Origin of the sequence: Flavihumibacter sp. UBA7668, assembly GCF_002483205.1 — a bacterium.
Lineage (GTDB): Bacteria > Bacteroidota > Bacteroidia > Chitinophagales > Chitinophagaceae > Flavihumibacter.
The window spans coordinates 78,454-100,444 of sequence record NZ_DLHM01000001.1 but is presented as its reverse complement, the minus strand read 5'-3'; the positions used below and the strand labels follow the sequence as shown (position 1 = coordinate 100,444).

Annotated in this window: 19 protein-coding genes; 11 read left to right on the top strand and 8 right to left on the bottom strand. The window is 42.9% G+C overall.

All coding sequences use genetic code 11. The annotated features are described in order from the left end of the window. The first annotated feature begins 2 nt into the window (after positions 1-2). The 4 genes from B2746_RS00445 (at position 3) to B2746_RS00430 (ending at position 3,865) form a co-directional block, all read left to right on the top strand. The gene (locus tag B2746_RS00445) at positions 3-2,219 is read left to right on the top strand and encodes a penicillin acylase family protein (protein ID WP_290789647.1); all 2,217 of its coding nucleotides are present in this window, start codon (positions 3-5) and stop codon (positions 2,217-2,219) included. Between the two features lie 113 nt (positions 2,220-2,332). Further along, positions 2,333-3,157: a ZIP family metal transporter gene (locus B2746_RS00440; RefSeq protein ID WP_290789644.1), complete on the top strand. Its 825-nt coding sequence runs from the start codon at positions 2,333-2,335 to the stop codon at positions 3,155-3,157. 57 nt (positions 3,158-3,214) lie between these two features. Next, positions 3,215-3,421, top strand: a complete 207-nt coding sequence (locus B2746_RS00435) for a hypothetical protein (protein ID WP_290789641.1) — start codon at positions 3,215-3,217, stop codon at positions 3,419-3,421. Between the two features lie 24 nt (positions 3,422-3,445). Beyond that, positions 3,446-3,865 (top strand): DsrE family protein, encoded by a 420-nt coding sequence (locus B2746_RS00430; RefSeq protein ID WP_290789638.1) that lies wholly within the window; start codon positions 3,446-3,448, stop codon positions 3,863-3,865. A gap of 22 nt (positions 3,866-3,887) precedes the next feature. On the opposite strand, the gene ypfJ is transcribed toward B2746_RS00430, so the two are convergent. Beyond that, positions 3,888-4,730 carry a KPN_02809 family neutral zinc metallopeptidase gene (ypfJ, locus tag B2746_RS00425; protein ID WP_290789635.1) on the bottom strand — a complete coding sequence of 281 codons (843 nt, stop codon included), beginning with the start codon at positions 4,728-4,730 and terminating at the stop codon, positions 3,888-3,890. 90 nt (positions 4,731-4,820) lie between these two features. Between ypfJ and B2746_RS00420 the strand changes: the two genes are divergently transcribed. The 3 genes from B2746_RS00420 to B2746_RS00410 are packed head-to-tail and all read left to right on the top strand — an operon-like array spanning position 4,821 to position 8,995. Next, a complete protein-coding gene (locus tag B2746_RS00420; protein ID WP_290789632.1) occupies positions 4,821-7,100 on the top strand; it encodes a GH92 family glycosyl hydrolase in 2,280 nt (759 codons plus the stop codon). A 6-nt stretch (positions 7,101-7,106) separates the two neighbouring features. Further along, a complete protein-coding gene (locus B2746_RS00415; protein ID WP_290789629.1) occupies positions 7,107-8,540 on the top strand; it encodes a glycoside hydrolase family 125 protein in 1,434 nt (477 codons plus the stop codon). Between the two features lie 5 nt (positions 8,541-8,545). Further along, entirely contained in the window at positions 8,546-8,995 is a 450-nt protein-coding gene (locus B2746_RS00410) for a GNAT family N-acetyltransferase (protein WP_290789626.1), read from the top strand. Here the strand turns inward: B2746_RS00410 and trmD are convergent, their stop codons facing one another. Beyond that, positions 8,996-9,676, bottom strand: a complete 681-nt coding sequence (trmD, locus tag B2746_RS00405) for a tRNA (guanosine(37)-N1)-methyltransferase TrmD (protein WP_290789624.1) — start codon at positions 9,674-9,676, stop codon at positions 8,996-8,998. Between the two features lie 64 nt (positions 9,677-9,740). Between trmD and B2746_RS00400 the strand changes: the two genes are divergently transcribed. Both B2746_RS00400 and B2746_RS00395 read left to right on the top strand, forming a co-directional pair. Beyond that, positions 9,741-10,667, top strand: coding sequence for a hypothetical protein (locus B2746_RS00400; RefSeq protein WP_290789621.1), 927 nt, complete (start codon positions 9,741-9,743; stop codon positions 10,665-10,667). A gap of 34 nt (positions 10,668-10,701) precedes the next feature. Continuing rightward, positions 10,702-13,461: a CHAT domain-containing tetratricopeptide repeat protein gene (locus tag B2746_RS00395; protein WP_290789618.1), complete on the top strand. Its 2,760-nt coding sequence runs from the start codon at positions 10,702-10,704 to the stop codon at positions 13,459-13,461. Here the strand turns inward: B2746_RS00395 and B2746_RS00390 are convergent. From B2746_RS00390 to B2746_RS00370, 5 genes are all read right to left on the bottom strand, one after another. Next, entirely contained in the window at positions 13,425-14,183 is a 759-nt protein-coding gene (locus B2746_RS00390) for a hypothetical protein (protein ID WP_290789614.1), read from the bottom strand. The genes B2746_RS00395 and B2746_RS00390 overlap by 37 nt on opposite strands. Next, positions 14,173-14,802 carry an RNA polymerase sigma factor gene (locus tag B2746_RS00385; RefSeq protein ID WP_290789611.1) on the bottom strand — a complete coding sequence of 210 codons (630 nt, stop codon included), beginning with the start codon at positions 14,800-14,802 and terminating at the stop codon, positions 14,173-14,175. Before B2746_RS00385 ends, B2746_RS00390 begins: the two co-directional genes overlap by 11 nt. Before the next feature lie 80 nt (positions 14,803-14,882). After that, on the bottom strand, positions 14,883-15,563 hold the full coding sequence (locus B2746_RS00380; RefSeq protein WP_290789608.1) for an ABC transporter ATP-binding protein: 681 nt from the start codon (positions 15,561-15,563) through the stop codon (positions 14,883-14,885). Between the two features lies 1 nt (position 15,564). Then, positions 15,565-16,824, bottom strand: coding sequence for an ABC transporter permease (locus B2746_RS00375; protein WP_290789605.1), 1,260 nt, complete (start codon positions 16,822-16,824; stop codon positions 15,565-15,567). Next, positions 16,821-17,912, bottom strand: coding sequence for an efflux RND transporter periplasmic adaptor subunit (locus B2746_RS00370; protein WP_290789602.1), 1,092 nt, complete (start codon positions 17,910-17,912; stop codon positions 16,821-16,823). Before B2746_RS00370 ends, B2746_RS00375 begins: the two co-directional genes overlap by 4 nt. Before the next feature lie 47 nt (positions 17,913-17,959). Here B2746_RS00370 and B2746_RS00365 point away from each other — a divergent pair, with 47 nt between their 5' ends. Continuing rightward, a complete protein-coding gene (locus tag B2746_RS00365) occupies positions 17,960-18,823 on the top strand; it encodes a TolB family protein (protein ID WP_290789599.1) in 864 nt (287 codons plus the stop codon). Here B2746_RS00365 and B2746_RS00360 read toward each other — a convergent pair. After that, positions 18,818-20,077, bottom strand: a complete 1,260-nt coding sequence (locus tag B2746_RS00360) for a hypothetical protein (RefSeq protein WP_290789596.1) — start codon at positions 20,075-20,077, stop codon at positions 18,818-18,820. The genes B2746_RS00365 and B2746_RS00360 overlap by 6 nt on opposite strands. 348 nt (positions 20,078-20,425) lie before the next feature. Between B2746_RS00360 and B2746_RS00355 the strand changes: the two genes are divergently transcribed. Beyond that, a complete protein-coding gene (locus B2746_RS00355) occupies positions 20,426-21,976 on the top strand; it encodes a sensor histidine kinase (protein WP_290789593.1) in 1,551 nt (516 codons plus the stop codon). The last annotated feature ends 15 nt before the right edge of the window (positions 21,977-21,991 follow it).

The following is a 21,991-nucleotide window of genomic DNA, read 5'->3' as shown; positions in this document are numbered from 1 at the left end:
TTATGCGCGCAGTTTTTTTCCTCCTTCTTCTCCTACCTTCTTTTTTATCGGCACAACAGGTTACTTCTAAAGAAATTACAGAATGGGAGAATCAGGCAAAAAATAGTACCATCATCCGTGATGATATGGGAATCCCGCATATCTACGGAAAATCAGATGCCGACGCTGTTTTTGGTTTGCTCTACGCCCAGTGTGAAGACGATTTTGCAAGAGTTGAAATGAATTATATCGAAAAGCTCGGGAGGCTCGCTGAGGTGCAGGGTGAATCCAAACTCTATGATGATTTGCTGATCCGGTTAATCATAGATTCTGCCGAAGCAAAGCGCGATTATGCAAAAGCTCCTGTCTGGTTGAAAAAATTATGTCAGGCATTTGCAGATGGCATCAATTATTATCTGCATAAAAATCCTTCCGTAAAACCTGCCTTATTAACCCGTTTTCAACCCTGGTATCCATTGTTGTGGACAGATGGCAGTATTGGTGCCATCAGTACCGCCGATATAAATTTGCAGGAAGTAAAACAATTGTACGATTCTGCATCTCCGTTAGTAAGATCTGAATCAACAACATTTTCTTCTTCAGCTCATACTGTATTCGAAGAACCAGTTCCAACCGGCTCCAACGGATTTGCTATTGCACCTTCCCAATCGGTCAGCGGGAAAGCACTACTTTACATTAATCCGCATGTCAGTTTTTATTTCCGTCCGGAAGTGCATATGGTTTCTGAAGAAGGTTTAAACGCCTATGGTGCGGTCACATGGGGACAATTTTTCATTTACCAGGGCTTTAATGAAAACGCTGGCTGGATGCACACATCCTGCTATGTAGATGCGGCCGATACCTATATTGAAGATGTTGAAGAACGCCCCTATGGATGGGCCTATCGGTATGAAGGAAAGCTTCGCCGGGTAAAAACAAAATCCATTCCCCTCCGCTATAAAAACAGCGAAGGATGGCAGCAAAAAAATATTGTAGCCTACTATACACATCATGGTCCTATTATGGCCAAACGCAATAACCAGTACCTGAGCATGAAAGCGGATAACCGGCTTATGGAGGGCTTGATACAATGCTGGAATCGCACCAAAGTACATGGATTGGCAGATTTTAAAAAGACCCTCGACCTTAAAGGAAATATTTCCAACAGTACAGTATATGCTGACAAAGAAGGCAATATTGCCTATTGGCATGGTAACCGGATTCCGAAAAGAAATCCCGCTCTGGACTGGACCCAACCAATGGATGGAACCACCAAAGCAACCGAATGGCAGGGCTACCATTCCATTAATGAAACGGTTCATCAGATCAATCCGCCTAACGGATGGTTGCAGCATTGCAACTCCAGTCCCTTTTTTATGTCGGGAAAGAACAGTCCCAATCCGGCTGATTTTCCTGTCTATATGGCTCCCGATGGGGATAATTTTAGGGGGATCAATGCTGTCAGAACAATTTCTGAACAAGGCAAATTTGATCTCGACCAGTTAATCAAAGCTGGCTATGATCCGCGACTGGCGGCATTCGAAGAGCTGATTCCTGCTTTAATAAAGAGTTTCGACAACAGCCTGCAATCGAACGATACGCTTTTTGCCTGGCTGGCGGGTCCCATTACCGTGCTGCGAAACTGGGATTTTAAAACAGATACCAGTTCCATCGCCACCACCCTTGCTGTTGAATGGGGGCAGCGGATTCTTCCAACCCTGATGGCCATAAAAGCTGCGGATGGAAAACAACCTGATCTGGTTCAAAGGGTTCGAATTTACATCAGGCAGGTACCGGCCAGAGAACAGCTTCAGGTGCTCTATGCCACCATTACTGACCTGCAGGCGCGATACGGTAAATGGCAATTGCCCTGGGGTTCCATCAATCGATTTCAACGAATTTCGCCAGCTATCGAACTGGAATTTGATGATACTAAAACAAGTTATCCGGTTGGATTTGCTTCCGGTACCTGGGGCATGTTGCCCTCCTACAACAGCCGTATTTTTAAGGGAACTAAAAACCGATATGGAATCCATGGTAACAGTTTTGTCTGTGCAGTGGAATTTGGGGATAGAGTAAAAGCCAAAGCCCTGCTGGCAGGCGGACAAAGCGGAGACCCTGGTTCCCCACATTTCAACGACCAGGTCGAAGCCTATAGCACCGGCCGTTTCCGTGATGTTCTGTTTTACAAAGAGGATGTGATGAAGAATGCCGAACGCACCTACCACCCCGGTAACTAATTCACCGGTCGGGTGCCACCCGACCGGTGCCACCCGACCGGTGAAGAAAACTCCCTAAAAACATTTTTAGGCTCATCTAATTATTTGGAGGATTTCAGTTATTTTTATGCGTGATGAAGCAATTAGAACAATTCTTTTCTGAAATCGGACCGGTTCAGTCCGCTTTGATCGCCACCACTTTTACCTGGCTGGTTACTGCAGCAGGAGCATCCCTGGTATTTTTCTTTAAAACGATCAAACGAAGCATTTTTGATGCCATGCTCGGGTTCACCGGCGGCGTAATGGTAGCTGCCAGTTTTTGGTCGCTCCTGGCACCGAGTATAGAATACTCGGAAAAAATTTACCCTGACTTCCCCTGGATGCCGGCTGCTGTCGGCTTTTTAGTGGGTGCCCTTTTTATATTCGCGCTGGATAAATTCATGCCCCATCTGCATATCAATTTTGGCGATGATGAATCGGAGGGGATGAAAACCAAATGGCATAAAACAACCCTCTTGCTGCTTGCTATTACCCTGCATAATATTCCGGAAGGATTAGCAGTAGGAGTGCTTTTCGGCGCAGCTTCAATCGGAGTGGGCGATCAGTTGATCCCCGCCGCTATTGCCCTGGCTTTCGGTATAGGCCTGCAGAATTTTCCAGAAGGAATGGCCGTTGCAATGCCCTTACGCCGGCACGGTGTAAGCCGCTTAAAAAGCTTCTGGTACGGTCAGCTTTCCGCCATCGTTGAGCCGGTAGCCGGTGTATTGGGTGCTGTAGCTGTCATTTATATGCAACCCGTCCTGCCCTTTGCCCTTGCGTTCGCAGCCGGTGCCATGATTTATGTAGTGGTGGAAGAAGTAATCCCTGAAACCCAGCGCGATAAATACACCGATGTCGCCGTACTCGGTTTTATTGGAGGTTTCGTAGTGATGATGGTACTCGATGTTGCCCTTGGGTAACAATTATCACGTTTCAATTCAGGAGGATATCCCACTTTTACCAAAATATCCATCCCAATGATCAAAACAATTCTTCAGAAATACGGACTCATCCTGCTTGGTGTACTGATTGGCGGTATTGCCGGTTATATTTATTATAGCACTATCGGATGCGTTTCAGGTACCTGCGCCATTACGTCCAAACCCATTAACAGCACCGTTTATTTTGCCGTGATGGGAGGCCTTTTGGGAAGTTGGAAGTGGGAAGGGAGAAGCAAGAAGTGAAAAATAAAAAATTAAAAGAACTATATGCGGAAAATCCTTTTACTATTTCTGGTTGTTTTCATTGGAACAATCAATCCTGCGGGGGCACAATCCGCAGCCATAAAACACCGGCTCGTTATTCAACTGAATACCGGTGATACCCTCATCTGGAACGGGATGATGAAAAACCTAAAAAACCTGAAAGCAGGATGGGGTGATTCAGTGCAGGTGGAAGTGGTGGTTCATGGTCCGGGTATCCAATTCATGATGAAAGAAAAAACAACACAGGCAATAGGAATAGCCACATTCAAAAAAATGGGAATCGAATTTGTTGTCTGCGAAAATACCATGCGTGAACGAAATGTATCCAAAGAACAACTCCTGCCCGAAGCCGGCTTTGTAAAAATGGGCGTAGGAGAAATTATATTGAAGCAGGAGGCAGGATGGAGCTATATGAAGATGTGAAAGGTGAAAGGTGAAAGACTTCTTATTTCAGCCTTGGATCATTGAAGGTATCGCCATTCCGGATATCACCAGACTCATATCCTTTCTTAAACCAATACATGCGTTGTTCGGATGTACCATGGGTAAAGGATTCGGGAACAATATAGCCCTGGGATTGTTTTTGTAACCGATCATCTCCAATGGCATTGGCAGCCCGCATGGCTTCCTCAATATCATTCGCGTCCAACAGGTTTTTGTTGGCTGTATGATGTGCCCAAACACCGGCTAAAAAATCTGCCTGTAATTCAAGCATCACAGAGTACTTGTTGTATTCCTCCGCACTCAATTGCTGTCTTAATTGGGAAAGCTTCTGAGTAGTGCCTAACAAGGTTTGGATATGATGTCCCACTTCATGCGATACCACATAGGCCATCGCAAAATCACCAGGCGCACCAAAACGCTGAGATAATTCATCATAGAAAGAAAGATCGATGTATAATTTCTGGTCACCCGGACAATAAAACGGACCACTTGCAGCACTTGCATTTCCACAGGCAGACTGCACTGCTCCGGTAAATAGCACCAGGGTCGGTTCCTGATACTGTGCGCCATTTTCAGCAAACACTTTATTCCAGACATCCTCCGTTTCGGCTAATACCACTTTCACAAATGCTGCCATCTCATCTTCCCTGGCTTTTGCTTCCGTGCTCATAGGAGCGCTGCTTCCACCAGGAGGTTGTAACTGAGAAACATCCACATTGCCACCGGTGAATAAATTGAATAGCAAAACAATAATTCCTATTATTCCGCCACCAACGGCCACCGGTCCGGCCATTCCTCTACGATCTTCCACATTTCCGCTTTCGCGTCTTCCTTGCCAGCGCATAGTTTCTATTTAGTAACAAATTAAGCAGAAAATGCATACCCTCGATTGGTTACATTTGAATAATTTTAGCACTTTTTAGAAATAAGCAACATGAATCGATTGAAATGGTGTCTGGTAGTGGCAATCAGCCTTTGTACAAATGGACTGACAGCGCAGCAAGTGAATCCCCTTGATTATGTAAATCCGTTGATGGGAACCCAATCTCTTTTTAGTTTGTCGAATGGAAATACCTATCCTGCCATTGCCAGGCCCTGGGGAATGAATTTCTGGACACCCCAAACCGGTAAAATGGGCGATGGCTGGGCTTATGTTTATACTGCTGAAAAAATCCGGGGCTTCAAACAGACCCACCAGCCATCTCCCTGGATGAACGATTATGGCCAGTTCTCTATCATGCCTGTAACGGGATCACTTGTTTTTGATCAGGATAAAAGAGCCAGCTGGTTTTCGCACAAAGCCGAAACCGTTGCACCGGATTATTACAGTGTTTATCTCGCTGACTTCGATGTAACAACTGAAATCACCGCTTCAGAAAGAGCAGCACAATTTCGCTTCACCTTCCCGAAATCCGATAGTTCCTTTATTGTTATAGATGCATTTGATAAGGGATCCTATGTGAAAATTATTCCGGCTGAACGAAAAATTGTTGGATATACCACCAAAAACAGCGGCGGTGTTCCTGCCAATTTCCGTAACTATTTTGTCCTTCAGTTTGATCAGCCTTTTTCTTTATCAGCCACCTGGCATGATTCCGTTCTCGTCAAAGATCAACTGGAAATGAAAGCCGACCATGCAGGTGCCATCGTTGGATTCAAAACGGTAAAGGGGCAAAAAATCGGACTCAAAGTAGCGTCCTCTTTTATCAGCGAAGAACAGGCACTGCTGAATTTGCAAAGAGAAGTTGGAAAGGAAAGTTTTGATCAAACCAGAAAAGCATCACAGGCTATCTGGAAAGATATCCTGGGTCGGGTGCAGGTTTCAGGTGGAACAGATGAACAATTAAGAACCTTCTATTCCTGCCTGTATCGCACCGTATGTTTTCCTCAAAAACATTACGAATACGATGCGTCCAATAATATTGTGCATTACAGTCCGTATAACGGAGAAGTACTTCCCGGTTATATGTATGCAGGAACCGGTTTCTGGGATACGTTCCGTGCATTATATCCACTGCTGAACCTGCTCTATCCCTCCATCAATAAAGAAATGCAGGAAGGACTAATCAATGATTATAAAGAAGGTGGATTTTTACCCGAATGGTCGAGCCCGGGTTTCAGAAGTGTAATGGTGGGTAATAATTCTGCTTCGGTTGTTTCGGATGCCTATATGAAAGGCCTGCGTGGTTATGATATCAATAAGCTCTATGAAGCGTTGCTGAATGGCGCCAATAACGAAGGTCCACTGGATGCCGTTGGAAGAAAAGGCGTGAAGTATTACAATGAGCTGGGTTATGTTCCGTACGATGTAAAAATCAATGAAAATGCTGCCCGTACATTGGAATATGCATACGATGATTTTACCATTTGGCAACTGGCTAAAAAACTGAATCGTCCAAAAGATGAAATTGCTTTATATGAAAAAAGAATGCTGAACTACCGGAATCTCTTCGATCCTGAAACCAAATTGATGCGCGGTAAAAACCAGGATGGAAAATTCCAGACACCCTTTAATCCGTTGAAATGGGGCGATGCATTTACAGAGGGAAACAGCTGGCATTATAGCTGGAGTGTTTTCCATGACATACAGGGACTCATCAACCTGATGGGAGGATCTTCGACCTTTATAAAAATGCTGGATTCGGTTTTTGTGATGCCGCCTCTTTTTGACGACAGCTATTATGGTTTCCCAATTCATGAAATCCGTGAAATGCAGATCATGAATATGGGACAGTATGCACATGGGAATCAGCCCATTCAGCATATGCCTTATCTCTATAATTATGCCGGACAACCATGGAAAACACAATATTGGGTAAGAGAGGTGATGAACCGCATGTACAAACCCACACCCGACGGGTATTGTGGTGATGAAGACAATGGTCAAACCTCCGCCTGGTATGTATTTTCTGCCATGGGATTTTATCCGGTTTGTCCGGGTACCGATGAATATGTTTTGGGTACTCCCTTATTCAAGAAGATGACACTCCGACTTGAAAATGGCAAACAGGTTTCCATACAGGCACCAGCCAATTCAGCAGCAAATAAATATGTGAAGGAGTTGAAATGGAATGGAGTGTCAAATGCAAACAATTATTTGAAACATGGCGAGTTAATGAAAGGCGGAATATTGCAATTCAGTATGCAGGCGATGCCGGATACAAAAAGAGGAACAGATAAAAAAGCCTTTCCCTATTCTTACTCCGCTAAATAAATTACCATGTCATCCAGAAGAAATTTTATACAGAAAACGTCAATTGCTGCCGCAGGTTGGTTCCTTCTGCCTAAGGAAGGATGGTCGTTAAGTCTGAATGGGTTTGAAAGCAAACGGCCACCCCTAGCCGAACGTAATTTTACAAGCGATGCAGTGGAAGCAACCATTCAACAGGTAAAGAAAAAAATCGCCGATCCCGAACTGGCCTGGTTATTTGAAAATTGTTTTCCCAATACACTGGATACTACCGTTGAATTTGAAACTATTGATGGCAAACCAGACACCTACGTGATTACCGGTGACATTGACGCCATGTGGCTGCGCGATAGCACTGCTCAGGTATGGCCATATCTTCCTTTAATCAAAGAGGATAAAAAGTTGCAGACCCTGATAGCTGGTGTAATTAACCGGCAGAAACATTGTATTGAACTAGATCCTTATGCCAATGCATTTTATAAGGATGTGACCAAAGAAAGTGAGTGGAAATCGGATATAACAACCATGAAGCCGGGCATTCATGAACGCAAATGGGAAATTGATAGTTTGTGTTATCCAATCCGGCTGGCCTTTCATTACTGGAAATTAACCGGCGATACATCTGTACTGGATGCAGCATGGGTGAATACCATCCGTCTAACGGTAAAAACATTCAAAGAGCAGCAACGTAAAACCGGTGATGGACCTTATACTTTTCAACGTTCCACTTCCTGGGCCACGGATGGAGTGCCACTAAGTGGTTATGGATATCCGGTGAAACCGGTTGGACTAATCTGTTCTGTATTTCGGCCAAGCGATGACTCCACTTTGTTTCAGTTCCTCGTTCCTTCCAATTTTTTTGCAGTAATAAGTCTGCGCCAGGCTGCTGAAATGCTGACTGCATTAAAACTGGATGCTGCATTAGCAGCAGAATGCACAGCACTTGCAACAGAAGTGGAAAAAGCCCTTCAACAATACGCGGTGGTTACGCACCCCTCTTTCGGAAAAGTATATGCTTTTGAAGTAAATGGATTTGGTAGTTACCATTTGATGGATGATGCCAATGTGCCCAGTCTGCTTTCGCTCCCTTATCTGGGTGCGGTGAAACCAAACGATCCCGTATATTCGAATACAAGGCGTTATATCCTGTCAACTGAAAACCCCTTTTTCTTTAAAGGAAAAGCAGCCGAAGGGATTGGCGGTCCGCATGGCGGAAATCATACCATCTGGCCAATGAGTATTATTATGCGCGGACTTACTTCCCATGATGTAGCGGAGGTTAAGAAATGTTTGCAGATGTTGAAAGCAACGCATGCCGGGACTGGCTTCATGCATGAGGCGTTTCATAAAGATGATCCAACAAAATTCTCGCGGAAATGGTTTGCCTGGGCAAATACGCTGTTTGGAGAACTAATTTTGCATACCAATAAAAAATACCCACAGCTATTGGCTGGAAGAATATAAGTAAGATGACAAAGCTTGAATCGGTTCGTCCCACTGCGGATGATTTTCCTGCCCTCACGGAGTTATGGGAAGCTTCTGTGAGGGCAACCCATCATTTTTTACCGGAATCAGATATTCTGTTTTTCAAACCATTGGTTCAAAATCAATACCTGGGTTTGGTTGAATTAGTGGCATTGAAGGAGCCTGAGGGAAAATTTCATGGGTTCCTTGGTGTGTTGAATGGCAAAATTGAAATGTTATTTATAGATCCGGAAAGCAGGGGACAGGGCTGCGGGAAACGGTTATTGCAGATTGCCCTGGAAGAATTGAAGGCTACCGAACTGGATGTGAATGAACAGAATGAGCAGGCAGTAGGCTTTTATCAAAAAATGGGATTTGAGGTAACGGGCCGTTCTCCGGTAGACGGAATGGGTAAACCCTATCCATTATTGCATATGAAATGTAAGAGCACCTGATTATTCTCCTTCCAGTAAATCAGGCCTTCTTTGTTCAGTACGCTGAACCGCCTGCTCGTAGCGCCATTCTTCTACTTTTTTGAGATCACCACTCAGCAGAATATCAGGTACTTTCCAGCCTCGGAACTCTGCCGGCCGGGTATAAACCGGAGGGGCCAGGAGATTATCCTGGAAGGAATCTGTCAATGCAGAGGTTTCATCGTTTAATACCCCGGGCAGGAGTCTGCCCACTGCATCCACCACTACCGCGGCTGCCAGTTCTCCGCCACTAAGCACGAAATCACCAATAGAGATTTCCATCGTTACAAAATGGTCGCGGATCCGCTGGTCGATTCCTTTATAATGCCCGCAAATAATAATCAGATTGCCCATCAAAGAAAGGCGGTTGGCTGTTTTTTGATCAAATCGATCCCCATCCGGTGTCATATAAATGACCTGTTCATAGGGGCGTTCTGCTTTTAATTGCTCAATTGCTTTTGCCAGCGGCTCACACATCATGACCATGCCGGCGCCTCCACCATATTGATAATCATCTACTTGTCCATATTCATTAACCGCCCATTGCCGGAGATGATGCACCACCACTTCCAAAATACCTTTTGTTTGCGCACGTTTCATTATGGAATGGCCCAATGGACTGTCCAACAATTCCGGAACAATGGATATGATATCAATTCGCATTTGGCAAAGATATTGGTTACATTTATCAACTTTGCGGCAACTAAGAATTCGGGAACCCATGCGTATGCGTAATTTATTTGTACTTGTTTTGCTGCTGGCATATATGATCGCCTGTAAACAGGCTGATCCGGAATTGCCAAAAATTGACCTGACTTATTCCGATTCCCTGTTTTTTAAGCAGGTAGGTACCCCTTATTCCATTGATCCCGTTACTAAACCTGCTGAATCCGGCTATTTCAAAGCCATTCCTTTGGGTTTGTCCATCGACAGTTTAACCGGGCGTATCAATATAAATGAAAGCGAAGGTGGAGTGCGCTATAAAATTTTTTATATCAGCACCGATCAGGAGACCGTACTGGATAGTGCAAAAATGGTTATTTCCGGAATTGATTACAGAGACAGTATCTACAATTTAAGCAGTGCCGGTTTGATCTTTGCCAACCCTATCTATAATGCGGATCCGGCGCTTCCACTGCCTTGTGCCGATGACGACGACGACGACGACGACGACGAGGAAGAGAATGACGACAACGATTGTGAATTTGATGAAAAAGATACGGATGATGATGGCGACGATGAGCTGCCGGGTGTAAACAATGATGGTTGTAAAGTAGATGTCGACAATGGAGTTATTGATTTGGCCGGTAGTTTTGCCGATGGATTCCTGGGTTCCAACCCGGCGAATGGTACCACCCGTGATTTTGAATTTTTCTATCGGATAACAGATGTGAGTAACCGAAGTTTACAGGCCATAACTGTTCGCTTTTATTATTTCAATTCCCGCGCAGATATTCCTGCAAGTTTGCTGGCAGAATTAGGAAACCGGGATGCACAGGCTAGAGACGTGGTACTGCGGAATCGGGATCAAATCATTCAACAACCACTGGTAACTGCTCCGGGTGTAGCGGGTTCCACCGAAATCATGCGGATTGCCAGGGAAATTACCAGTCGGCCTAAACGTCCGCCAATTATAATCCTTACCGGACGATAAGCAAATAGATTGTAGTTTAGTGGCGCTGGAATGTATGCGCAACGCTGCCCTTGCATATTGTTTATTTGTCCCGATCTTTCTGATCTGGAATGGATTTTCGCAATCCAGTCCGGAAATTGAAAAAGCCCGACAAGTATTTGAAAAGGCAGAATCCTATTATAATAGTGATTATCCAACGGACAGATCCGATAGTCTTGCCTTGATTCTATACCGGGAAGTTATTGAACTGCTAACTGTTCAGGCGCCTCATTTATCCATTCGGGGTGATGCCATGATCAAACGGGGGAATATTTTACAGGGACGAAGAAAGTTAGCAAATGCAGCTACAGAATACAGAAATGCCTTAGTCTGGTTTGATCAATCTGGCAAAGATTCTGCACTTTATTTTCAGGCCTGTCTTCATCTTGGTTCAAATTTTTATAACGGGTTTAAAATCGATAGTGCGAGATATTATCTGGAAAAAGCAGCTGCCCTTGCTATTGATAAACCCTTCTATCCTGATCTGGATGTGCTGTATAATTCACTTGGTGCGATGTATTTTCAGAGTTCCAATTATTTACAGGCAGGGAATTATTTCAAAAAAGCCAGATTGTTACTTGATCCCAACTCACCTGATTACAAAGAAACCTATAATGGTTTCTCCAATAATATTGCTATTTGCCATGCTGCACTTGATCAATATGATGAATCGCTGAACATCTATCAGAGCTTATTGAAGGATCCATATCTGAAAAACAGGGTCTTACAAAATATAGGGCATCTTTTTTTTGCAAAAGGAAACCCTGATAGCGCATTGTATTGGTTTAATCAGGTGCAAGCCGTTCAGAGTAATTCAATTGTTCGGATGTATCACGAAATGGCCAGGATTTATCTGGATAAGAAAAAACCGGAAAAAGTACTATTCTATCTCGATGAAGCGAACCGGCTGAACCAATCCCTTGGTGAAAGTCCTAAAGAGCGATCTGCTAACTTCCTTCTCAGAAGCCGCCTGGCTTTCAACCAAGCTGATTTCAAAGAAGCTCTTGAATTTATTGAAACCGGTTTGCGCGGTATCAATGAAAATAATGCGCCGCTTGTTTTATTTGAATTAGTGGAGCTGAAAGCGGATATCAATGCTGACATGTATGCAGCAACCAAACTGCCGGTTTATCTGGAAACTTCTGTTAAGGCGGTTTTGCAGGCAATTGAAACCGCATCCAATATTCGAAAAACCTATGACAATGATGAGGCAAAATTATTTTTTAATAATAATCAGCATCGAATCTATCATAAAGCTGCTGAACTGATTTATGAATGGTATCTGACTACCAATTTACCTGAGGCAATGGAGGCATTTTTTAAGGTAGAAGAACAGTATAAAGGTTCGGTATTGAATGACCAGTTGCGGGTATCGGGACAAAGAGCCGCTATGGCAGGAGATTTTAAACCCCTTCTGCAGGAGGAATATGAATTGAAGCAGAGTATGGCTTATTACTCTTCTCTACTCAATACACTGAAGGAGGAGGAAGAAATCAGCCGCATTGAAAAAGAAATGGTATCAACCCGCGTCGCTTTATCACGCCTGCAGAATAGATTACTATCAACTTCTGAAAAACAGGCATCTCCGGATTCGGTGCTTTCACTGGAAGAGTTTCAAACCAGCTTACAAAATAACCTGGCGGTACTTAGTTTTCTACAAACAGATTCAGGATTGTTTAGACTTGTTATAACGGATACGGACAGCCGATTGGATCGCATTCCTTTTGACGGAAAATTGAAAGAGAATCTTCAGCTTTATATAGAAGCGATACATACGCAGGAAGAAGGAGTTCGGTTTAAGGGAAGCCGTTCCGGATCACTTCTTTACCAGTTGCTCCTGGCACCTGTGGAGGACCTGATTAAAAAGCAGGAAAAATGCACCATATTGGCTGATGGTTTTTTGCACCTGCTTCCCTTTGAGGCACTTCCTGTGGATGCAGACCTGACTACGTATTTTCTGGATAGGAAAATGATCAGTTACCATATGTCCTTTGCTCAGGTCGGGAACAAAAGGATACCCAATGTTCAGGGACTTGCTGATTCTTCCTGGATTAGTTTCGCTCCGTTTCAGGAAGCAGATAGTAATATCCGGCAAACCGGATTAGCAGCGCTTCCTTACTCTGAAGAAGAAGCAGGTTTTGGCGCTGATCCGGGTTCATTTGTGAAAACGGCTGCTACAAAGGAAAATTTTCTTCGATATGCAGGAAATAAATCCATCTTACATATCGCTTCGCATGCTTCTTCCAACAAAGATGAAACTGGAAATTCCTGGATCAAATTTTATCCGGTTAATCCCGATTCAATTCTGGGCTATACCTTGTTTCTCCCGGAAATTTATCCCCTCCAGTTAAAGAGTACCGAGCTGGTCATTTTAAGTGCTTGTGAATCGGCGAATGGTATAGCCGCATCAGGCGAAGGTTTGCTAAGTTTGTCGAGGGCTTTTCTGTATGCCGGATCAAATGGAGTGATTGCCTCTTTATGGAAATCAGAAGATCAGGTAACGGCTTATATTATACGTAGTTTCCGCACTGAACTTCAGAAGGGAAATTCGGTTGAAGCTGCATTGCAGGCTGCAAAGCAAGAATTTCTTCGTGATCCTGCCATTCCGGTTCAATTTAAGCAACCCAATTATTGGGCGCATCTGATTTATATTGGAAATTGTGCAGATGAATCTGCCGGATTGGATTGGATCATATTCGGAAGTCTTATTCTTGCCTTTATGCTGGTAATGAGCTTTGTTTATTTCCGCAACAGATCCTCCAGTTCATTTAATTGATCTGCACTAATCTGATTATGATAAAGATGTTGCGGATCTGTTCGGATAATGCTGAATAATTCAATTGCTTTTTCAAGTGATCCGGCTTTCAGATAGGCAAGACCTCCATAAAATTGTGCTTCATCCTGAAAATGCGGATCAATACTGTTCAGGTTCACATCAAGAATAACTTGAAATGCCTGTGCAGCCTGGTTCCACTGTTCGAGCGCAGAATAACTCAGTCCGGCTAATAAATGATCCTGGTTATCCAGACCTGTCTTTTTTTCGTAATCGAGTATTAATGCACCAAACTGTTTTTTGCGATATAGTTCAACCATCGCATTAGCTTTATTTTCAGAACGATAAACAGGAACCTGATAAGGCTGGTAAATGACTGCATACAAGCTGCCTGCATCAGAAGGTTGTTCGGATTTCCAATAGAAAACACCTGCCAGTAAAATGATTGCAGCAGCTACACTGATCCATCTCATTATACTGGTCAGTCGGACACCGGAACCCTTTTTTTCCATCCTTGTTTCTTTCAGGAACTGCTCATGCAATAGATTCACCTGCGCAATTACAGGTGCCCTTTCCAGAAAAAGACTGGCTGCCTGATGCAGACGGATTTCTTTTTCCAGTTGCTCTTCCTGGTATTGTGGTGTCTGGTTTTTCAGCACCTCTTTTGAAATAGTTCCCTGTAAAAATTCATCCAGTAAATGATCAATAGGTAAATTAGGATTCATGGATGTCAGTACTTTTAAGTTGGTTAATTAAGGTTGGGTTGCTTAGCAGAAATTCTTTCAAACTTTTCATGCATTTGGATTTTTTATTTCGGATTGCCTGTTCACTTGCAAAGGATACTTTCTCCAGCAATTCGCGCATGGGTAGTTTTTCATAATAAAATCCAAGCAGGATGGATTTACAAACGGCTCCTATTGAATCAAATACCTGCAGCCAGATTTTTCTCATTTCTTTATTGAATAAACGGGCTTCTGCAGATTCGATGGTTGGTTCTGACTGATGGAAAATCTGTTGCCGTTTGTTTCTTCGTTCACTGCTTCTAATTTCTTCCAGCCAGAGGTTTTTTGCTATCCCAAACAGGTATGATTTGATGGAGCTTTCTCCTTTGAACCGGTTTTGCCGGATGGCATCTATAAAAACCAGGATGGTTTCCTGAAATATATCTGCAGCTTCTTCACTCGTAGCCCCCTTTGTTCGAATGAAGGTGGTCAGCAAATCAAAATAGGCATTATACAATTCTTTCACAGGGCGATTGATATCAGACAATTTTAAACCAAGTAATAGTTCAGCATCCGGTATCGGTGCTTTCTCTGCAGATATCTGGCGATCACTGTTGACCATAGTTGCTATTTTGTCTTCTAACAAATCAGTGTACAATTGGTTGCCTTCGGGAGATTGAATGTAACCGCCTGAAATAAAAATTATTGGCGGATAATACGCCCATCTTCCATTTCAATGATGCGGTTGGTGCGTTCGGCAAATTCAGGGTCATGGGTAACGATCAGCAGGCTTTGCTGGAATTCCTGCGCCAGTTGCTGGAAGGTATGAAAAACGATTTCGCTGTTCTTCTTATCCAGGTTTCCTGTTGGTTCATCACCCATCAGGATCCTGGGTTCATTTATCATGGCTCGTGCGATGGCTACCCGCTGCTTTTCCCCTCCTGACAATTGCCGTGGATTTTTATCTGCCAGTTTCGTAATATCCAGGGTTTTCAATAGGAAAAGAGAGCGTTCTTTTACTTCTTCAATGGGCTTTCTGGCCAGTTTTCGGGCAGGTAATATAATGTTTTCCATTACACTGAATTCATTCAACAGGTAATGAAACTGAAAAACAAAACCTATTTTTTCATTCCTTACGGCTGCCAGTTCCTTTTCCTTTAATCCGGTCATTTTTTTTCCATCTATATATAATTCTCCCTGATAATCTGTATCCATGGTTGATAAAATATAGAGAAGGGTTGATTTTCCACAGCCAGATTTCCCAATTACAGATACAAATTCACCCGACTGCACCTGGAAGTTGATATCTTTCAGCACATCTATTTTTACCGGATCGTAAAACTGCTTGTAAATATGTTTTGCTTCGAGTATAGTGGTACTCATATTATTTACCTCTGATAATGACAACGGGATCTATTTTACTGGCTTTTCGTGCGGGAAAATAACCGGCAAACCAGGTCGTGAATAAGGAGAATGCTCCGCCAATTAAATAATAAATCGGATTGTAGTTGATAGGATAGGTGGTTACAGTTGGAAGTGCCGCCGTGTTAAAAGGAATCTGGTCAATTAGAGAAGAAAGCAGATAGCCCATCAGCAATCCGGTTATACCTCCAAAAAAACCAATTCCCAAAGCAATAAGGATAAAGATCCGGTTTACATCAGTACCAGAAAATCCCGTCGCTTTCAGAATAGCAATGGAATCCATTTTTTCATAGATCATCATGTTGAGGATATTGTAGATTCCGAATCCGGCAACCACCAGCAGGGTTATGCCAACAGCATAGGAGATAATGGTTCGGATAGTGGTGCCCGTTTCAAACTGGGAATTGGCAGTTTGAATATCTTCGGCATCAATGGAAAAGATAGTACCGAATTCCCTGGCTAGTTTCGGGGCCAGGGAAACATCCGTAAGTTTGATTTGGATATCTGTTACATAATTGGCCGATTTTCCCAATAATTTTTGAACGGTTGTAATGGAAGCAAAACTCTGTGTCTTATCCAATTCCTGCAAACCTGATTGAAAATGGCCCACTACTTTTAATCGGAATTGTTCTCCCTGGGCAGTAGTAACCTGTACCATTTCTCCCACATCTGCCAATAATTTATCTGCTAAACCCTTACCTAATACAATACTGTTGGCAACGTTTTTTAAATCGGATGCTGTTCCCTTCACCATATAATCAGTAAAGAAAAACAACCTTGTTTCGGCTTCCACATCAATTCCATAAACAACGCCGGTAATATCCAGACTTCCTTCATTGAAGAAAACCTGCGATGTAATTTTGGGTGCAATTCCGAGTACCCGCTCATCCTGCACGATGCGATCCATAATTGCTTCACTATTATAAATTTCCTGCCGGCTATTGCCTGATTTTACAGACCGGATCATATGGTAGTTGGATTTAAATTCAGGAGCTATCTCCACCGGTTGTATACTATCCGGCCGAACTTCATTATACAAACGCACATGTGCCGTGCGGTTGAGAATCAGGCCGTCCAGCAGCTTATTCAATCCCGTCATAAAACTGAGCAGGGTAATAAACATGGTGATACTGAAGGTTACACCTATAGCTGCTACCAGGGTTTGTTTCCATCTCGCCATCAATAAAGAATAGGCGATCTGTATGATCAGTTTGCTGCTCATTTTAATGGATCAAGTAGTTTATCACTCATGGATATGCCATCCAGAATTTCCACTATCTGATAATCTTTCAGTCCGGTTTTTACTTTTCTTTTTTCTTTATTTTCCAATAAAACAAAAGAGTCCTGTACCAGGTAGTTTCTGGGAATTGTAATCGTTTTTTCTTTGGTTTGTATTACAATGTTTGCTTCAGCTGAAAGATTTGGATACAGTTTATCCGGTGCGTTGATGAAACTGGCTTCAACAAGGAAACTACGGGTTCGTTCATCCATAATGGGATCAATCCTGGTAAGGGTTGCTTTATAAATCTTGCCTTTGTAACTGTCCATCTGAACAATTATTTTTTGTCCCTCTTTTATGCGGGCGATATCGTATTCATCCACCAATAGCTCCAGTATGAATTCTCCGGCATCACCAATAGTGGCGATGGGTTGCTGCAGATTCACTGTTTCTCCTTTTTCTTTAAGAAGTTTGTAAATTTTCCCATCGGATTCGCTTTTGATGGTGAAATCATTTTGTTGGGTTCGGCTAATCTCCAGGCTTTTTTTTGCCTGTTGTGAATTGAAGCGTATCTGTCGTTCCAGTTCTTCGTATTTTCTGTGGGCTATTTCCAGATTGGATGCTGCATTCTCCATCGCCAGTTCCCGTTGTTCCAATTCATTTCGGGTGCCGATTCCCTGCGACCATAATTCCTGCTGCCGTTTAAAAAGGGAGGAATCTGTTTTAAACTTGCTTTTGGAAAAATCGAGGGATGCCTTTAATTCATTCAGCCGGTTGCGGTTGTTTTCTTCTGCTGCATAGGAGGCGGAAAGTGCAGCGTTTTCGGTATTTAATCGAACCAGCTCATTATTGATTTTGTAAATGGGACTGCCTTTTTTTACAAGATCACCCTCCTTTACAAGCACTTCTTCAATGATGCCATTTACTGTAGAATACAATTGGTATTGATTCCTGGTTTTGATAGTGCCGGAAGCATATACCGATTCAGTAATTCCCTGTACGGTGGGTTGAATGGTTTTGTTCTTTTCAGAACAACTGCAAAAATACAGCAGACTATAGAATAGGAATGCCGGAAAAGGAAGTAGTTTCATACAATCCGGGAATATTTGAATGTATTAAAATTAACCTTCCTTTCTTTATGAACAGCAAATTTTTACCAAATCTGTTGATACTGGTTTTGGTGGTGGCAGAACCTATCCTTTCGCAACAGGTGTTGGATAAACAGATAAATACAAATGGGTATGAACGTGATCTGACCATTTCTCCTGATGGCAAGGAAGCCTTTTTTACCCGACAGGGGGATGACTGGAAAAAACAGACAATTTATCAACTGCACAAAAAACCGGATGGTTCATGGAGTGATCCTATGGTTGCGCCATTCAGTGGAAAATACCGGGATCTGGAACCCTTTTTTTCACCGGATGGTAACCGGTTGTTTTTTGCATCCGGCCGACCAAAGCCGAATAGGGAAGGCGATGATGTTGATATCTGGATGATGGAGAAAAAACAGGGAGGATGGGGAGAGCCTAGAATTCTGGGCGCTTCTGTTAATTCAGAAAAAGATGAATACTATCCTTCGGTTACCCGCTCGGGCCATTTGTATTTTACATCTGAACGGACCGGAGGTGTTGGTAAAGAGGATATTTATCGTGCTGAATATAGAAACGGAGACTGGTTACCGGCGCTTGTACTGGACACTGGTGTGAATGGGCTGACCTATGAGTTCAATGCCTATATTGCCCCGGATGAATCCTATCTGATTTTCACTTCATATGGCCGACCGGATGATACCGGCCGGGGTGATCTTTATATGAGCAGGAGAAAGACGGACGGATCCTGGGAAAAAGCAATAAATCTGAAAGCTGCCAATTCGGATCAGCTGGATTATTGTCCGACTGTTTCTCCGGACGGTAAAACCCTGTATTTTACTTCCGAGAAAATGGGCAAAAAAAATGGCAACATTTTCATGTTGCCATTCGAGACCCTGAAATTTCAACTATAAACTTTCTGACTGAATTAAATACTGGGTAGAATATTGCTTTCCGCAAGTAAAACGAACTACATAAACTCCGGAAGCAAGTGTTTTGGTGGTAAGATCATACTGAACTCCTTTTGGCGTATCAGACATTTTCTTTACCAGATCACCCTTTTCATTAAAGATCTCAACAAAGATCTGCTTCTGCTGCCAGGCAAGTGGAGTCAACAGAACGGTAGAACCAGTTTGAGGATCGATGGTCAGTTCTGTAGGGATGAAATCATCTTTTTTACCAAGCGCTACCATTTTAACGGAAGAGTATTCAAAATTACCCTGCATATCGCGGGTACGAAGGCGATAGAAAACCGCACCCATGGTAGAAGCTGCTTTTGAATCATCTGTGAACTGATACAATCCGGCTTTCGGCATAGAAGCTCTGTTATAGCGGGCAACTTCGCGGAAAATTTCACCATCCACACTTTTCTCGATGCTGATATCCTGCAGTTTTTCCTGAGAAGGACAAGACCAGGCCAGTTCAATGATATCTGTTTGCATGCGAGCCTGAAATCCTACGATATGCGGCATATAAACAGTCGTCATGTCAGGAGTTGAATTCTTCAACTCAATTTTGTATTGCGCACGTCCGGCCCACTCATTGTTATTACGATTTACGCCGATTTTAACCCGGATGGTAGTGATGTTTTTGTTTACTATACTGATTTTCTCGCTGCTTGTATTTGCTTTACCCCATTTGTTTTCTGCACGGTATCCGCTGTTGGCGGCAGAAATCATCAAAGAAGTGATTTCATTATCATATACCACTTTACTTCCGTATCCGAGGTAACATTCTGCAAATTCGTGTGCTGCACCATAGTTGTTTAGACCAGAAACTGAAGTAGTAATTTCAGGAAGTGAATAACCATTCGGCTGATCCAGGGGCTGGTTATTATTTACAAAAGTGAAGCTGAATTCAACCCATGAAGGACCGTTGATTCCGGCATATTCAACCTCAGGCTGAAAAACAGATAAGTTATTGGTTGTATTATGGTGGAGTTGTTTCAATACAACACCCGGAGTGATATTTTCAATTTTTACGATACAATCTGCTTCTGCTTTTCCAAAAGCATTCGTAGTAACGGATGAGAAACGGTACATAGCGCCTCTTTGTCCGGCTGCACCGCTTTCCAGCTTATAATTGGTGAAGTGAATATCCTGAGCTGTTGCTCCGAGGGTGAAGAAGTTTGTGATAATCACCAGCATTAAAAGGTACGAAGTTTTCATAAAGCTCTTTTGGGTAAGGAACGTGATGCTGGTTTTCTTAGGACTTTGATTTTTGTTTTCTAGGTGGTTGTTTGTAGGCATCTTGGATTTGCGATCAACAATACAAAGATCATCACGAGCTTCGGAAAATACAAGTAGGCATGGGGTTTTTTCGATGAATGGGCCAAAAATGCAAGTGTTTGTCCTCGAAACACGCGTTTTTGGATGATTTATTCGTAAAAACACGATGCATGTTCGGGGGATTTCCTGAAATTACGGGTTCAATGGTCTTCCGTGGAAACTCTTATAAGGGGTTTTACGCAGCTTAATTGAAAACACCTAGATATGGTTTTTTTCTAACTTTCATATATGTTCAAAGAGAATCCACTCCCCATTATATTATTTAGTATCGCTGTTATTGGTGCAACCGCATTTATGCAGTACCAGCAACCCGACTATAGTTTCTTTGATGGTGGTTATATCATTGCTATACTGCTTACCATCTTTTTAAAGGATGACTTGTATACCCGCATTTTTGGTATCACCGGCCTGATCTTCACTTTTATTTCAATGTATTATCCCAATGCATCAGAAACTACTGTTCAGATCTGGCTGCAGCATATTTTTTCAGCAGTCGTAATTATTATGACGATGACGCTGGTAATTTATCTGAAGCGATTGTACCGCAGTTTGGAAAGGGAAGAGCGGCAGGTAAATGCATTATTTGAACATGCTACAGAAGGGATCGTTCTAACCAATGGTAAAGGGCAAATCATTCTGGTTAATCCGGAAGCTGAGCGGCTGTTTGGATATGAAAAACACCAGTTATTGGGACAAACTATTGAAATGCTGATTCCTCAGCGGTTTCATTATGGACATGAGAAATCAAGGGCTAATTTTTATAAGAATCCCGGGAATCGGCGAATGGGGCAGGGGCGTGATCTGTTTGCCAAAAGAAGAGATGGCTCAGAATTCCCGGTTGAAATCAGTCTAAGCCATTTTAGTGATAAAAGAGGGAAGTATGTAATCGCGTTTATTATTGATATTACGCAGCGGAAAGAAGCTGAACAGAAGCTATTGCAGCAAAAGGAACAATTGGAAAGCATTACCAACGACGTACGGAAATTGAACTCGGATTTGGAAAATAAGGTGGAAGAAAGAACCCTGATTTTAAAAGAAGCCCTGCATGAGCTGGAGCGATCGCAATTGGAGTTGGAAGATGCGCTCAGCAAAGAAAAAGAATTGAGTGAGATCAAATCGCGTTTTGTATCGATGGCATCTCATGAATTCAGAACTCCGCTTAGTACCATACTTTCCTCCGCAACACTGATTAGCAGATACCAGCAGGCAGAAGAACAGCCGCAGCGGGATAAACATGTGAAAAGAGTGAAAGATGCGGTGAAACACCTGAACGACCTGCTGGAAGATTTTCTATCCTTTGGTAAACTGGAAGAAGGAAAAGTGGAAACAAAATTGGAGACGGTTAATCTTAGGATTGTAATTGAAGAAGTGGAGGATGAATTAAAACCTTCAATGAAGGAAGGTCAGCATTTTATTCAGGCAATTCCATCAGTTGTTGAATGTGTCACAGATAAGCGGATTATCAAACATACCCTTATTAATATTTTCAGCAATGCAATCAAATTTTCAGATGCCGGCAAGCCTATACAGATCAGGGTAGAAGAACAGGTAGATAGCATCCTGATCTCGGTTAAAGATGAAGGAATTGGTGTTGCAAAGGAAGACCAGGAGTACTTGTTTGATAGTTTTTTTCGTGCCAAAAATGCCTTCAATATTCAGGGTACCGGTCTGGGATTGCATATCGTTAAAAGATACCTTTCTTTACTGGATGGTGATATCCGGTTTGAAAGTGAATTGGATCAGGGAACTACGGTAACGGTTACGATCCCCCGAAAATAGCAGACCGGATCGTAT